Here is a 13653-nt window from a genome sequence, read left to right on the forward strand (position 1 = left end):
AGGACCGGAGGCTCCGCCTCCGGTCTTCATGCAATAACAGAGGAACCATCATGATCGAAAGACCCATATTCCATTTTACCCCCCAAAAGAACTGGATGAACGACCCCAACGGCCTCGTGTATGACCGGGGCGTATGGCACATGTTCTTTCAGTACGACCCCATCAGCAAATCCTCCGGCCGACGGGCCTGGGGACACGCGGTGAGCAGGGATCTGGTCCGCTGGCAGGAGCTGGACGTGGCTCTCATGCCGGACAAATACGAGATGTATTCCGGCAGCGGCGCCATGGACATCCCCAATACTCTCGGACTGAACACTCCCGGCCGGACCACCATGCTGCTGGCAGTATCCGAATTCTACAACGGGATGTGCATCTATTATTCCGTGGACGGCGGCAACACCTTTGCCAAGCTGGGCGACAGGACCCTCATACCCAGCCCGGACGGTCCCGACAGAGACCCCAAGCTGTTCTACTATGACGAAGGCAAATACTGGGTGACGATGTTTTACGGCGAGCAGCACGCCCGCAGCGGCGTCCCCGGCTACGTGTTTTTCAGGTCCCGGGACCTGCTGGACTGGGAGTATATGTCCGAGGTGCCCTCCAATTACGAATGTCCCGACATGCGTCTTCTGCCCGTAGAGGGCTCCGACGAAAAGAAATGGACCATACTGGCAGGCAACACCGACACTCTGGTGGGAGACTTTGACGGCAGGAGCTTTGCTCCCTGCCAGCCCAAGGACAAGTCCCTCAGGGTATATATGAATTACGCGCCCCAGACCTGGAGCGACGCCCCCGGAGGCAGGGTGATACAGCAAAACTGGCTCACGGGCCCCGTCGACCCAGACACCCCCTGGACTCAGCAGATGGCCTTTCCCACAGACCTGTCCCTGCGGAAGACCCCGGAGGGCTACAAGCTGCTGCACAGCCCCGTACCGGAGATAAAGTCTCTCTGGCAAAAGACCTTCGATTTCGGTCCCGGCGAGCTGAAGTCCGGCCGGACGGGCCTCTTTGACAACATAGAAGGCAAGGCCCTTGATATCGAGTACGAATACGTCCACGCTCCCTTTTCCTGTATAGTTCTGCAGACCCCCAACGGCTCCATGGAGCATCTGGGCTTTGAGCCCTGCGTCCGCCTCAACAACCGCTGGGAGACCTGCCGTCTGACCAAGGACGGGACCATGAAGGTCCGGGTCCTCATCGACACTGATTCCATAGAGGTGTTTGCCGGCGAAGGAGAGGTGTATATGTGCTTTACCGCGGCAAGAGGCTCCGCTCCCCTTGCCCTGTTCAATCATGGCAAACCGGCGCAGCTGGTAAGAGCCAGAGTCAGCCTGATAGGCTAAGGAGGACCATATGATATACGACGTGATCATCATAGGCGGAGGCCCCGCAGGTCTCACCGCCGCCATCTATACGGCCAGAGCCAGACGCTCCACCCTCATGATCTGCCAGGGCTTTCCCGGCGGACAGATCATGCAGGCCGACGTCATAGAAAACTATCCCGGCTTTCCCGAGGGCATTTCCGGTATGGAGCTGGGCTCCGCCTTTTACGCTCAGGCAGAAAGATTTGGTCTGGAGACAGTATATTCCACTGTCACAGGGATCACAGTGAGCGGCCGCATAAGGACAGTGACCACCGACTCGGGAGAAGAGTATCACTCCAGAACAGTTATCCTTGCCACCGGTGCCTCTCCCCGCAGGCTGATGGTCCCGGGCGAAACGGAGCTGGGAGGCAAGGGCGTCTCCTACTGCGCCACCTGCGACGGCGCTCTCTACAAGGGCAAAAAGGTGGCTGTCATAGGCGGCGGCGATACGGCTGCCGGAGAAAGCGTGTTCCTCACCCGTTTTGCCTCCGAAGTGCATCTCTTTCACAGGCGGGACAAGCTGAGAGCGGCCGGCATACTGCAGGAAAGGCTCTTTGCCTCCTCCGTCACGGTCCACTGGAACCAAAAGCCCCTGGAGATACTGGGAGACGAACAGGTCACAGGAGTCAGATTCAGAGATACCGTGACCGGTGAGGACAGCATCTTTGAGTGCGACGGCGTGTTCGTTCTGGCAGGCACCGCGCCCAACTCGGACGCCTTCAGGGCCACAGTCGCCTGCGACGAAGCGGGATACGTCATAGCCGGCCCGTCCTGCGAGACCTCTGTCCCCGGCATCTTTTCCGCAGGAGACGTGAATCACGACGCCTTCAGACAGGTGGCCACCGCAGTCGGCGACGGAGCCAGAGCCGCCCATGAGGCGGATATGTATCTGGAAAATATCGAATAGACCGAAGGTTTTGACTTCTCCGCCGAGTCTTATATAGTGTATGGAAAGCAAAACAGACTTGGAGCTGCTCGGATCTTTCGCCGCCGGCGACGATGCAGCCTTTGAAGAGCTGTTCAGACGTTACAGGCAAAAAGCCTTCAACGTGGCTTACCGCGCGCTGGGCTCCCGGGAAGCAGCCGAAGACGTGGTCATCGAGACCTTCGTCAGACTGTACGGCGGAGACTTGAGGATCAGACAAGATTTTTCTTCCTATTTTTACAGGATGGTGGTGAACAACTCCCTGAGCTACATGCGCAGACAACGGAGTCACGCGCCTCTGACAGACGACATATCGCCGGACCGGCAGCACAGCTCGGACCCCATGCATATGGCTCTGAAAAACGAAGCGGAAGAAGAAGCCCGCCGGGCCCTGGATGCTCTGCCCGACTCACAAAAAATGGCTTTTATTTTGATAAAATACGAAGGTTTGAGCTACAGGGAAGCGTCTTCTATTATGAAGGTCTCGGAAAAGGCTGTTGACTCACTCATGTCAAGAGCCAGGGCAGGTCTGAAAAAATATTTTGACAAAAAGGAGGACAAGCCATGAAATGCAGGTATTCAAGGCTCCTGGGACGCTATGCGGACAGAGAGCTGAAGCAGGCAGAGTACGACGCCATGACCCGGCATATAGAGAGCTGCGACGAATGCAGAGAGCTGCTCTCCGACATACTGCGCGCAGACAGTCTGGCAGCGGCGCTGACCACAGAGCCCTGCAGCGTGTCCTTCGCCGACCTGCAGCCGAGACTGAGACGGACGCCGTCCTTTCCCGTGCCCCGCTGGGGCATAGTAGCGGCGTCTTTGGTGATGCTGTCTCTGGGGATCGTGTTCGGCGCGGAGCTGTCAGACGTGAACTCGGGCGACACCGACACCAGCTACGTGTTGCTGGCCTCCGACAGGACGGCAAACAGCGGCTTTGTGTACAACTTCAGCGAGGAATAAGGCTATGTTCTGGAAATGGACTTCACTGGTGCTTTTTCTCATAATCATACTGATATGCTCGTGCATAGCCGGCCACTTTTTCAGGTTTGCCCGCTACAGGCATCACAGGCAAAAGCCTCTGGAGACCTTTGCTGCGGACTACTCTCTCACTGACAGCCAAAAGGCTGCCTACGAAAAGCTGGTCCGCCAGCACCGCAAGGTCCTGGAAGACAATTTCGTCAAGCTGGATGAGCTGCAGAAAAAGCTGGACGCCGAGACCGGCAGTTTTGCCGACAGAGAAAAGACCAAAAAGGTCAACCGGGAGATCACTCTCATAGAGCAGGCCAACAGGGACGCGTCCGTGGACCTCTTCTACGACATTTACGAGCTGCTGGACGACTCCCAGAAGGCCAGAATGAAAGCCAGGTTCAAAGAAAGAGCCCGCAAATTCGGGCACAAAAGGTTCAGACCGGGCCCTCCGGGACCCATGAGAAAATTTGACAAACCAAAAGAGGAGAAACGACCATGAAAAAACTTGTTTTGCTGTTGGTGCTGACTCTGTGCGCCTGCGTGGTGTTCGGAGCGACCACCACAAAAAAGAGCGCTCCTGCCCCCAAGAAGAGCGCCCCGGCAGCCACTGCGAAGAAGGCTCCCGGACCCCGGGGTATGGGTATGCCGGGGCTCAGCGACCCCAATATCCAGAAGCAGCTGAATCTCACCGCTGACCAGAAGAAGAAGCTTGCTGCCATTGACAAGAAATACCAGCCCAAGCTGGATGCCGCAGCCAAGAACATGCCCAGACCCAAGATGAACGGCAACAAGCCGGATATGTCCAAAAAGCCCACCCAGGCCGAGATGGACAAGATGCGCAAGAGCTTCGAGGCCATGGGCAAGCTGCGCAAGGAATACGTGACCGAATGCGAAAAGGTGCTGACCAAGGCTCAGAAGACCAAGTACGACCAGATCAAGCAAAAGCGCTTTGAGGAGATGGCTAAGAAGTTCGGCATGCCCACCGGCCGCGTTATGGGCGGACCCGGTGGACCCGGCGCCCCCAAACAGACCCAGCCCGTCAAGCCCAAGACGAGCAAGAAATAGGAGATGAGGATGATGAAAAAACTGTTTATCTTTGCGCTGTGCCTTATGGTCATGGCTGCAGCAGCCTTTGCTCAGGAAGGCGGTATGAGAGGCCCCGGCGGAGGACGCCAGGGCGGTATGAGAGGCCCGGGTGGTCCCGGCATGGGTCCCGGCGGCCCCGGTATGATGGGCGGCATGATGGCCGGAGGCATGATGAACCCCATGATGATGATGGGCAATCAGGGCTTTGACTTCGACAAGTCCTATCTGAAGCTCAAGGAAGAAGAAGTCAAAAAGGTGGACGCCCTCATAGCCAAATACAACAAAGCCCAGCAGGAAGCCTTTGAAGCCATGAGAAAACAAATGGAAGAAGCCCGCGCAAACGGCACGGGTCAGCCCGGCGCTCCCCGCGGGAACGGCTATAATCCCCAAGCCCAGAGAGAAGCTTTTGAGAAAGAGCTGAAGGCTCTCCTCACCAAGGAGCAGGGAGCCAGATACGACAATCTCTTGCTCAAAAACAGATTCTTTATGCAAATCGGCGTTTACAATCCTATGTCCAAGACCAGACTCGAAGACAAGCTGAATCTCACCGAAGAGCAGGACACCAAGATCGACGCCCTTCTCACTAAGTTCCAAAAGCCCACAGCCGAGATCGAAAAAGAAGGCCGCTCTCTCATGGAGAGTATGCGAAATACACAGGACAGAGAAGGCATGATGGCGAAGATGCAGCAGCTGAACGAGAAGTCCGCCAAAAATCTCACGGAGTTTGAAACGGAATACAAGACCCTTTTGACCTCCGAGCAGATCAACGCCTTCAATCAGTATGCCAAGTCTCTGCAGGAAGAGATCAGAAAGATGATGGAAGAGCGCCGGCCCGCCGGCGGTGACAGACGCCCCGGAGGCGGCGAGCGCCGACCGGGAGGCGGACAGCGCCAGAATGCGGACAACGCCGCATAATAGCTTGGCCGGATCTCTGTTTGAGATCCGGCTTTTTTTGTGGCATATCCCGGCAAAAGGTGCTATAATATAATTACCATATCTTTCGGGAGAGCTTTATGAAACGCCTTATTGTCCTCGTCATCCTTGTATTTGCGGCCTGCATCGCTTTTGCCCAGGCCCCGGCCGACACAGCTCCTCCCGAAGCTCCCGCCGACACTCCCTCCGAAACCCCCGCAGCTCCCGAAGAGCCCCTCAAGCCGGAGGATATGAAGGTCATTCTCTTCAACGCAGTCATGGACGGCGATCTGACCCACGTACAGCAGCTGATGAACAAAAAGGCGCCGGTGAATATCACCGACTCCAGCGGCTTCAGCCCCCTCCATTATTCTGTGTGCTTCAAAGACCTGGCCATCACCAAGCTGCTCATCAACAACAAGGCCAATCTGGACGCAAGGGATATAGAGGGCTATACTCCCATATATTACGCCGCCGAGAACGGCAGCGCAGAGATATTCAATCTGCTCCTCAAGAGAGGAGCGAGCACTGCCCCCACCGAAAAGACCAGCCTCCTGCATATGGCTGCCTACGGAGGCAACACGGATATCATCCGGGCCCTGCTGGACAAGCAGCTGAGCCCCACTGCCCGGGACAGCCAGGAGCTGCTGCCCATAGATTATGCGGCAGCCAGAAACAATGACGACGCTGTGCTGCTGCTGGCAGACCACATGCCCGAGGAAGCCATCAGCCTCAACACCCTTCTGCCGCTGCTGGTCGGCGAAAACAAAAAGGTGCTCCACGGCCTCTTTGCCAAAGTCGCAGACAAGGACCGCTTCAATTCGGAGCTGGATAGTCCCGCCAGGATAGTAGCCCACTACTCCACCGCCGACATGCTCTCCTTTCTGGAAGAAGAAGGCGTCAGCGTGACCTGGGTGTCTCCCTCCGGCAACAGCGCCCTGTTTGAAGCCGCTCTGGCCGGCAATATGGAGGTATTGAAGCTCCTCATCGATAAGGGCATGGACGTCAACTGCGTCCTCACGGACACAGGCTTTACCCCTATCATGACAGCCTGCTGCGCCGGCAACTCGGATATAGTCAAATATCTTGCCGAAAAGGGAGCCCGTCTGGACATGCCCTCCGCCAAAGGCACCTATCTGATACATGAGGCAGCCTTCAGAGGCAACCTGGAGCTGGTCATATTTTTCACAGACCGGCAGCAGGACGTGAATATGCCCGACTCCCGGGGTGTCACTCCCCTTTTTCACGCTCTGGACGCCAATCAGCCCGGCGTAGTGAGCTGGCTGCTGGAGCACGGGGCTGACCCCCGGCACAAGACCATGAACGGAGATACGGCGCTGCACTATGCCGCTCTGGCGGACAACGAGGCTCTGTTCAAGCAGATCATCCCTCTCACGGCCGGCTACGCCAACTTGCAGGACAAGGATGGAGTCACGCCGCTGATGTATGCCGCCATGACGGGCAACATGCCCGTGGTAAGGGCTCTCCTGGCTTTGGGCGCAAAGCCGGACGCCAGGGACGCCGAGGGCAACACGCTGCTGCACTTCGCGGTCCTGTCCAACAAGCCCGAGTCTGTCCGTCTGCTTTTGGAAAAGGGCGTCAACCCGGATACCCCCAACAGTCGTGGCGAGCTCCCTCTGGATATTGCGGAGAAGAACAAGTACGGCGACGTCATCGCCGTGCTGAAGCCTGCGCCGCCCGAGCAGGAGGCTGCTCCCGACACCCCAGAGGGTGACAGCCCTGCTGCCGAGGCTCCTCTTCCGGCCGAAGCCCCCGCCGCGCCCGGGCAGACGGCAGAACCAGCAGCCCCTTCCGAGACAGCTCCACCGAAGTCCTGATAACTGTTACGCCGCATATTTCCCCGATGGCGGGCCCGGTCCCGTCCTCTTTGTACGAGGGACCCGATCTCCAGGCGCTCTTTATAAATAGTGTAATATATGGTATAATAATCATAGTGTTTGTCCAAGGAGACCCCATGAACTACGTTGACAGCGATTCACTGATCTGCACCGTGCTGCAGGACTACCCCGAGACCGAGGCTGTGTTTGCAAAGCACGGCATGCACTGCCGCGACTGCATGGGCGCCACCGAAGGCACCATCAAGGACGGCGCTCTGATGCACAGCGTGTGCCTTGCAGAATTTCTGGCAGAGCTCAATAAAACCATAAAGGACAATATCAACAATGGCGATTCTTGACATAGTCAAATACGGCGACGACAGGCTGAGACAAAAATGCGAGCCCGTCACCGAGTTTGACGATAGCCTGAAGCAGCTCATCTCCGACATGGCCGACACCCTTCACGCAGCCAGGGGCATTGGTCTGGCCGCCCCTCAGGTGGGGGTCCTGAAGAGACTGTTCATATACGATCTGGGCGAAGATTCCGACGGCTGTCACGCCCTTATCAATCCCAGGATCATCAAAAAGACCGGCGCCGACACCTATTACGAAGGCTGCCTGTCGGTTCCGGGTCTTCAGGGCGAGGTGGAAAGAGCCTGCAAGGTAGTCATCACGGGCATCAACGAAGACGGTCAGCCCGTGAGGATCAAGGCCCACGACCTGCTGGCCCGCTGTTTTCAGCATGAGACCGACCATCTGGACGGAGTAGTCTTTATGGACATAGCCATCCCCGACACCATAGAGCCGGTGGACCTGGAAGACAAGGACAAATGAACGTAGTCTTCGCAGGCACCTCCGACTTTGCTCTGACCATCCTCAGAGGACTTGCGGATGCAGGTCACAGGATACTGTGCGTCATATGCCAGCCGGACAAGCCAAAGGGCCGCAAAAAGCTGCTGACCGTATGCCCTGTCAAGGAGTATGCTCTGGAGCGCAGTCTCCCGCTGCTGCAGCCCGAAAGGATATCCGACCCGGACAGCGTGAAGGAGATATTTCTTTTTGCGGCAGACGTCTTTGTGGTAGCCGCATACGGTCAGAAGATACCTTCTTCCCTTTTGCATTTTGCTCCTCTCGGAGCGGTCAACGTCCACGGCTCGCTGCTGCCGCAGCTGAGAGGCGCAGCGCCCATACAGAGAGCCATTATGAACGGACTGAAGACCACCGGGGTCACCACCATGCTCATGAATGAAGGCATGGACACGGGAGACATGCTCCTCAGGGCAGAGACTCCCATATATGACCATGACACCTACGGCAGCCTGTCCGGGAGACTCTCGGATATGGGCTCGGCGCTGCTCCTGGAGACCCTCGCGGGGCTTGCAGACGGCAGCATCCTGCCCGAGAGACAGGACGACAGCCTCTCTACCAAGGCGCCCTCCATCAAAAAAGAAGACACTCTGGCAGACTTCTCCCGGTCCGCCCGGGAGGTGTATGATCTCATCAGAGGTCTCAGTCCTTCCCCCTGCGCCAGAGGGATACTGGCGGGGACGGAGGTCAGGCTATTGGAAGCCCGTATCCCGGAAGAGGATCTGTCATTTGATACTCCGGGAGAGATAGTTTCCGCAGGCAAGGAAGGCATCAGGGTGGCCTGCGGCCGGGGCTCCGTCCTCATTACCAGACTGCAGCCCGCCGGGGGCAAGGTCATGGACGCCGGCGCCTTCGCCAACAGATTTCACTAAGCAATAAGGCTATACGCCATAACGAATAAGGAGCAAGCAATGTTTAAAAAAATCCTTCTGACCCTTGCGGTCTTAGCCATGACAGCGGCATGTTTTGCCGAAAAGAATGTCATCCTCATAGTCAGCGACGGCACCGGCATCAACGCTATCAGCATGTATGAGCAATTCGTGGGACACGACTCCATCATGCGGTCCTTCCCCACCCGGATGTTCTGCACTACTTATTCCCACGGTCTGGACTTTGACTCCTCCAAAGCCTGGAAGGATGCGGACGCTCAGATACCCGACATGGAAGACTACCTCAGAGCCTGCACCGACTCTGCTGCCTCTGCCACTGCCATCAACAGCGGCAGAAAGACCTACAACGGCCACGTCAATCTTTTCAGCGGCCTTGTCAACTATGACACCGTGGCGCTGGCAGCCAAGAGAGCCGGCTACAGGGTAGCCGACGTGACCACCGTCAGCTGGGCGGACGCCACTCCCGCAGGCGTCAGCTCCCACAGTATAGCCAGAGGCAGTTGGAACCCCATTTCCCACGAGCTGCTCTCCAACAGGATCAACGACGTGCTGGGCGGCGGAGGCAACCCCTGGTATCACACAGACGGCACCAAAAAGGAAGACCCTTCCTACAACGTGATATCCAAGGAAGACTGGGACGATGTGTCCAACGGCATCACCCGCTACAAGCTCCTGGAAAACAGGGAAGACATCCAGGCTCTGGCCAATGACAGGAAGGCCAAGGGCTTCTACGTGTTTTCTCCCAAGTGCTCCGGCGATATGCCCATTGCAGAGCACGTGCCCACCACTGCCGAGATGGCCATAGCCACCCTGAACGTCCTGAAGAACAACAGCGGCAAGGACGGCAAGGGCTTCTTCTTCATGCTGGAAGAGGGACGTCCCGACCATGCCAACCACGCCAACAACGGCGAGAACAACGTGGCTTTCATCAACGCCCTTGACGACGCTGTCCGCGCCATAGTCGCCTGGGTAAACAAGAACTCCAACTGGAAGGACACCATGCTCATCGTCACCGCAGACCATGAGACAGGCGGCATCAGGAACAGCGACAAGACCTATTTCATCACCTCCAACGGAGCCGGCAATATGCCCAACTATGAATACACCACCGGCGGACACACCAACACCCCCGTCCCCTTCTTCGTAAAGGGCGGCACCCCCGGACTCTACAATCAGTTCGTCCGCGGCGTTGACCCCGTGCTGGGCAAGTATATAGACAATACCGACATCTCCAAGGGCATCGAGGAATTCATGCACCTGAGGATGCTGAAGTAACCAAAACGACAAAAAAGGCAGGCGGATAGCCTGCCTTATTTTTTGCCTGAGCTGCTATTTGATCCACATACAGGGCCGTACTCCGTTGGAATCAAAGTGCACGGTGAAGCCGTTGGCGAACACGTCGCCCGCTTCGTTTACGTATACTGCGTTCTTGCTGCTGGCTCCGGGAGACCTGAGCCACCAGCGGCAGTATTCCCCTTCCCTGTAGATGTGCCGGGTCTTGGCGTAGGCCGTGGGCTTGCAGGCTCTTTGTTCGTAGCCCGCAAAGTATTTCTCCGCCTCGTCTCTGCTCAACAGGAATATTTTGTCCAGAGTATCAAAGCCTCCCCATACCGGGGGATCTCCGGCGCTGTTATTGTTGTTCACTTCTGTCTCCGCTATACGGGCCTTTTCGGCGGCATCGAAGGCCTCTTCAAAGAAAGCCCCGTTCAGCCAGCTTCTCAGAGTACATTTTTCCCAGGTGATATCCTCGTAGGTCTTGTTGTAGGGGGCGCAGTCAAGAGCCTGCTCGCTGATAACGAGCAGCTTGCCGTCCCGGGCGTCCAGTACGCGCCAGACGATCTCTTCGCCATGATAAAGCCCCAGCCTGATCCTGTCGCCGGGTCCTGAGGCAGCGGCGCCTGCGCCGGCCTCTGTCTTTCGCTCCTCTTTGGAAAAATGCCCTCTGGGGCCTCCCACGTTCACAAAGCCGGAATTGAAATTCCTGTAGAGAGACTTGTAGTCCTCTATCCTGTGCCACTTCTTGATGTAGCCCTCGGGCAGCTCGTCCCTGATCTCCACGTCATCCCAGCCTCTCACAAGAGGATACGAATAATAGGGATACTCTTCGGGCACGCCGGACACGTACACCACCTTAACGGGCTTCCGTTCCATCCGGGCCAGATACACCCGATGCATGCCGTCGTTGAGGATATTCACGGCGCTGCCGTCGGCCTCCCGGGACAGCTCCACTACCGGCGGCAGCACGTCTATCTGGTCTTCGCAGTCGTCCCGCCATATGGACACGTAGCCGTCCAGGTCAAACAGGTCTATCCCATGCTTCTCCAGAGCCCACTCCAGCTCTCTTGCCCGCAGCACGTTCTCAGCGAGCACGTATCTCTGGGCCGGCGCTATCAGGTCTGTGTGCATCCTCTCCAGAGTGATGTCACACCCTTCATAACATTTCACCTCGGGTCTTTTCAGCATGCTGACCCTGCGCATGTTGGCCATGAGCTCTTCTCGGGAATGTCTCTCTATTTTGATGATATTCATTTATCTCTCCTTATATATAGTATCCAATAATTTGTCGTCGGCCAGCTCCGCGAGAGCGCCTATGGTGACGTCCGGCGCCGGCTTGACCCGGTTGATCACGTCTATCACGTCCCGGCTCTCCTTTTCCGGCCGCCGCAGCAGCCAGCAGGTCTTCATGCCCATAGCTATGGCCGGCTCTATATCGTGGGAATAGGTGTCTCCCACCATGAGTATACGCCCCGGCTCTTCTCCCAGCTCTTTGCACACCAGGGAGAAATTGTGGGGGTCGGGCTTTTTGCAGCCCGTGAGAAAGCTGAGGACCCTCACGGGAGCCAGCCGCTCTATATCGGGCAGAGCCCGCTTGACTCCCTCGTAATAGGGGCGCCATATGTCGGACAGAAGGGCGAGCTTCACGCTGCGCTCCGCAAAAAACCGGAGGACCAGAGAAGACCCACCCAATTCCTCGCAGGCGGTGAACTGGCTGCGCCACAGCCGCTCCGTCTCCTGCCGCGCTTCCTCGGAAAAGACGACGCCCAGCTCCTTTTCCAGCCGGTCAACGAGAGCGTCGCTGCCGGAAAAATCGTGGCACATGATGATGTTGCTCACCGCTCTGTGGTCTTGAGTGCCCACAAGGGCGGCGATATGCTTGGCCGGGGCTACGGGCGGACCTTCCACCAGCGTGGCCCCTATATCAAAGACCACAGCCCTTAAGCCTTCCATTCCTCCACCTTTATGCCCTGAGACTCAAGGAGACTGATGCCGTCATTTTTGGTGTCGCTGTCCCTGCGGAATACTACTCTCTTTATGCCAGAAGCGGCTATGAGCTTGGCGCAGGTCAGGCATATGTTGGCGTTCACGTATATGGTGGCGCCGTCAAGGGCCAGGCCTCTCTTGGCGCACTGGGTAATGGCATTCTGCTCCGCATGGACGCAGATCTTGTAATCCTCATCATGCTGAGCATCCTTTTTGCATATGCCGGTGTCGGAGCAGTGCTCCATGCCGGACAGCACGCCGTTGTAGCCGTGGGACAGTATCCTGCGGTCCATGGTGATGACAGCCCCCACCCTTTTTCTCAGGCAGGTGGACCGACGGGCAATGATGTCCACTATATCCATATAGGTCTCGTCAAAGGTGGGCCGCTTCAAGTCAGAACTCCTTTGCGAAGGCGTCGGGATTCAGAGGCTGCAGATAATCGGGGACAAAGAGACCGTCCCTGCGGATGAGCTCGTCGTCAAACCATATCTCGCCGCCGCCGTATTCCGGGGTCTGTATCATGACCAGATCCCAGTGAACCAGCGAATCGTTGCCGTTGGGGGCGTCTTCGTAGGCTCTCCCCGGGGTCAGGTGTATGGACCCGGAGATCTTTTCGTCAAAAAGTATGTCCCTCATGGGCTTTTTGATAAAGGGATTGACCCCCAGAGAAAACTCGCCGAAATACCTGGCGCCGGGATCCTTGTCCAGTATGAAGTTGATGCCGTCCGGGTCGGAGCCCGTGGCGTCAACGATCCTGCCGTCCCTGATCTCAAAGCGCACGTGGTCAAACTCCTTGCCCTCGTAGCAGGTAGGCGCATTGTAGCGGATGACACCGTTTACGGAGTCTCTGACGGGGGCGGTGAACACTTCTCCGTCCGGTATGTTTCTGTCTCCGAAGCAGCTGACTGCGGGTATGCCCTTGATGCTGAAGGAGAGATCCGTCTCGCCGGGCCCCACCAGGCGCACCTTGTCCGCCTTGTCCATCCGCTGACGCAGCACCTCCTCGGCCTCTGCAAGCCTGGCATAATCAAGGGTGCACACGTCGAAATAAAAGTCTTCAAAGGCTTCCGTGCTCATGCCGGCTCTCTGGGCCATGGAGGGAGTAGGCCACCGGAGGACCACCCATTTGGTGTTGTTGACCCTCTCGTTCTGGACGTCGCTGCCATAATACTTGGCCACTATGGTCTTCTTGTCGTTGGGCACATCCGACCCTTCCTGGTCGTTGTCGGCGCCCCGTATGGCTATAAAGCAGTCCATCTGCTTCATCATGGCCAGGTCGGCCTCTCTGAGGAGCTCCATCCTTTCCTTTGAGGCCACCAGAGCCAGCTGCCTGTTGATGCGTCCGTTGGTCAGGTGATGAAAGGGGATGCCTCCCGCCCTGACCACCTGCCGGATCAGCTCGCAGTCCATCTCGGGCTCTATGGCCTGAGTGGATATATACACCTTTTCGCCGGGCTTGACGCTGACGGAATAGTTTACCAGCAGCTCTGCCAGCCTGCTCATTCTGGGATCAGTCATTTCACACACTCCGCTATGATATA

General features: G+C 57.2%; 16 protein-coding genes. 12 read left to right on the top strand and 4 right to left on the bottom strand.

Annotation, left to right across the window (positions count from 1 at the left end; all coding sequences use genetic code 11):
- Positions 1 to 50: 50 nt before the first annotated feature.
- The 12 genes from IK083_01735 to IK083_01790 all read left to right on the top strand — a co-directional run bounded on the left by IK083_01735 (position 51) and on the right by IK083_01790 (position 10126).
- Positions 51 to 1343: a glycoside hydrolase family 32 protein gene (locus IK083_01735; GenBank protein MBR4748280.1), complete on the top strand. Its 1293-nt coding sequence runs from the start codon at positions 51 to 53 to the stop codon at positions 1341 to 1343.
- A gap of 10 nt (positions 1344 to 1353) precedes the next feature.
- On the top strand, positions 1354 to 2271 hold the full coding sequence (trxB, locus tag IK083_01740) for a thioredoxin-disulfide reductase (GenBank protein ID MBR4748281.1): 918 nt from the start codon (positions 1354 to 1356) through the stop codon (positions 2269 to 2271).
- Between the two features lie 40 nt (positions 2272 to 2311).
- Entirely contained in the window at positions 2312 to 2857 is a 546-nt protein-coding gene (locus tag IK083_01745) for an RNA polymerase sigma factor (protein MBR4748282.1), read from the top strand.
- The gene (locus IK083_01750; protein MBR4748283.1) at positions 2854 to 3249 is read left to right on the top strand and encodes a zf-HC2 domain-containing protein; all 396 of its coding nucleotides are present in this window, start codon (positions 2854 to 2856) and stop codon (positions 3247 to 3249) included. Before IK083_01745 ends, IK083_01750 begins: the two co-directional genes overlap by 4 nt.
- A gap of 28 nt (positions 3250 to 3277) precedes the next feature.
- Positions 3278 to 3757 carry a hypothetical protein gene (locus tag IK083_01755; protein ID MBR4748284.1) on the top strand — a complete coding sequence of 160 codons (480 nt, stop codon included), beginning with the start codon at positions 3278 to 3280 and terminating at the stop codon, positions 3755 to 3757.
- The gene (locus tag IK083_01760) at positions 3754 to 4323 is read left to right on the top strand and encodes a Spy/CpxP family protein refolding chaperone (protein MBR4748285.1); all 570 of its coding nucleotides are present in this window, start codon (positions 3754 to 3756) and stop codon (positions 4321 to 4323) included. The genes IK083_01755 and IK083_01760 overlap by 4 nt, the downstream gene beginning before the upstream one ends.
- Before the next feature lie 12 nt (positions 4324 to 4335).
- Positions 4336 to 5259, top strand: coding sequence for a Spy/CpxP family protein refolding chaperone (locus IK083_01765; GenBank protein MBR4748286.1), 924 nt, complete (start codon positions 4336 to 4338; stop codon positions 5257 to 5259).
- A gap of 98 nt (positions 5260 to 5357) precedes the next feature.
- The gene (locus IK083_01770) at positions 5358 to 7094 is read left to right on the top strand and encodes an ankyrin repeat domain-containing protein (protein MBR4748287.1); all 1737 of its coding nucleotides are present in this window, start codon (positions 5358 to 5360) and stop codon (positions 7092 to 7094) included.
- A gap of 137 nt (positions 7095 to 7231) precedes the next feature.
- Positions 7232 to 7453, top strand: coding sequence for a DUF1858 domain-containing protein (locus IK083_01775; protein ID MBR4748288.1), 222 nt, complete (start codon positions 7232 to 7234; stop codon positions 7451 to 7453).
- Positions 7440 to 7928 carry a peptide deformylase gene (gene def / locus IK083_01780; GenBank protein ID MBR4748289.1) on the top strand — a complete coding sequence of 163 codons (489 nt, stop codon included), beginning with the start codon at positions 7440 to 7442 and terminating at the stop codon, positions 7926 to 7928. The genes IK083_01775 and def overlap by 14 nt, the downstream gene beginning before the upstream one ends.
- Positions 7925 to 8833 carry a methionyl-tRNA formyltransferase gene (fmt, locus tag IK083_01785; GenBank protein ID MBR4748290.1) on the top strand — a complete coding sequence of 303 codons (909 nt, stop codon included), beginning with the start codon at positions 7925 to 7927 and terminating at the stop codon, positions 8831 to 8833. The genes def and fmt overlap by 4 nt, the downstream gene beginning before the upstream one ends.
- A 39-nt stretch (positions 8834 to 8872) precedes the next feature.
- On the top strand, positions 8873 to 10126 hold the full coding sequence (locus IK083_01790; protein ID MBR4748291.1) for an alkaline phosphatase: 1254 nt from the start codon (positions 8873 to 8875) through the stop codon (positions 10124 to 10126).
- Positions 10127 to 10180: 54 nt separating this feature from the next.
- Here the strand turns inward: IK083_01790 and IK083_01795 are convergent, their stop codons facing one another.
- From IK083_01795 to IK083_01810, 4 genes are read right to left on the bottom strand one after another with little or no spacing between them, the layout of a single operon-like run.
- Complete coding sequence (locus IK083_01795) at positions 10181 to 11380, bottom strand: hypothetical protein (GenBank protein MBR4748292.1); 1200 nt, start codon at positions 11378 to 11380, stop codon at positions 10181 to 10183.
- Positions 11381 to 12079, bottom strand: coding sequence for an HAD family hydrolase (locus IK083_01800; GenBank protein ID MBR4748293.1), 699 nt, complete (start codon positions 12077 to 12079; stop codon positions 11381 to 11383).
- Complete coding sequence (locus IK083_01805; GenBank protein MBR4748294.1) at positions 12067 to 12474, bottom strand: dCMP deaminase family protein; 408 nt, start codon at positions 12472 to 12474, stop codon at positions 12067 to 12069. Before IK083_01805 ends, IK083_01800 begins: the two co-directional genes overlap by 13 nt.
- Before the next feature lie 31 nt (positions 12475 to 12505).
- Positions 12506 to 13630: an aminopeptidase gene (locus IK083_01810; protein MBR4748295.1), complete on the bottom strand. Its 1125-nt coding sequence runs from the start codon at positions 13628 to 13630 to the stop codon at positions 12506 to 12508.
- Between the last annotated feature and the right edge of the window lie 23 nt (positions 13631 to 13653).

The organism is Abditibacteriota bacterium (assembly GCA_017552965.1).
GTDB lineage: Bacteria > Armatimonadota > UBA5829 > UBA5829 > UBA5829 > RGIG7931.

Coding starts and splice junctions, on each gene's coding strand:
- IK083_01735 (MBR4748280.1), top strand. CDS start 51: ATGATCGAAAGACCCATATTCCATTTTACCCCCCAAAAGAACTGGATG.
- trxB (MBR4748281.1), top strand. CDS start 1,354: ATGATATACGACGTGATCATCATAGGCGGAGGCCCCGCAGGTCTCACC.
- IK083_01745 (MBR4748282.1), top strand. CDS start 2,312: ATGGAAAGCAAAACAGACTTGGAGCTGCTCGGATCTTTCGCCGCCGGC.
- IK083_01750 (MBR4748283.1), top strand. CDS start 2,854: ATGAAATGCAGGTATTCAAGGCTCCTGGGACGCTATGCGGACAGAGAG.
- IK083_01760 (MBR4748285.1), top strand. CDS start 3,754: ATGAAAAAACTTGTTTTGCTGTTGGTGCTGACTCTGTGCGCCTGCGTG.
- IK083_01765 (MBR4748286.1), top strand. CDS start 4,336: ATGAAAAAACTGTTTATCTTTGCGCTGTGCCTTATGGTCATGGCTGCA.
- IK083_01770 (MBR4748287.1), top strand. CDS start 5,358: ATGAAACGCCTTATTGTCCTCGTCATCCTTGTATTTGCGGCCTGCATC.
- IK083_01775 (MBR4748288.1), top strand. CDS start 7,232: ATGAACTACGTTGACAGCGATTCACTGATCTGCACCGTGCTGCAGGAC.
- def (MBR4748289.1), top strand. CDS start 7,440: ATGGCGATTCTTGACATAGTCAAATACGGCGACGACAGGCTGAGACAA.
- fmt (MBR4748290.1), top strand. CDS start 7,925: ATGAACGTAGTCTTCGCAGGCACCTCCGACTTTGCTCTGACCATCCTC.
- IK083_01790 (MBR4748291.1), top strand. CDS start 8,873: ATGTTTAAAAAAATCCTTCTGACCCTTGCGGTCTTAGCCATGACAGCG.
- IK083_01795 (MBR4748292.1), bottom strand. CDS start 11,380: ATGAATATCATCAAAATAGAGAGACATTCCCGAGAAGAGCTCATGGCC.
- IK083_01800 (MBR4748293.1), bottom strand. CDS start 12,079: ATGGAAGGCTTAAGGGCTGTGGTCTTTGATATAGGGGCCACGCTGGTG.
- IK083_01805 (MBR4748294.1), bottom strand. CDS start 12,474: ATGGATATAGTGGACATCATTGCCCGTCGGTCCACCTGCCTGAGAAAA.
- IK083_01810 (MBR4748295.1), bottom strand. CDS start 13,630: ATGACTGATCCCAGAATGAGCAGGCTGGCAGAGCTGCTGGTAAACTAT.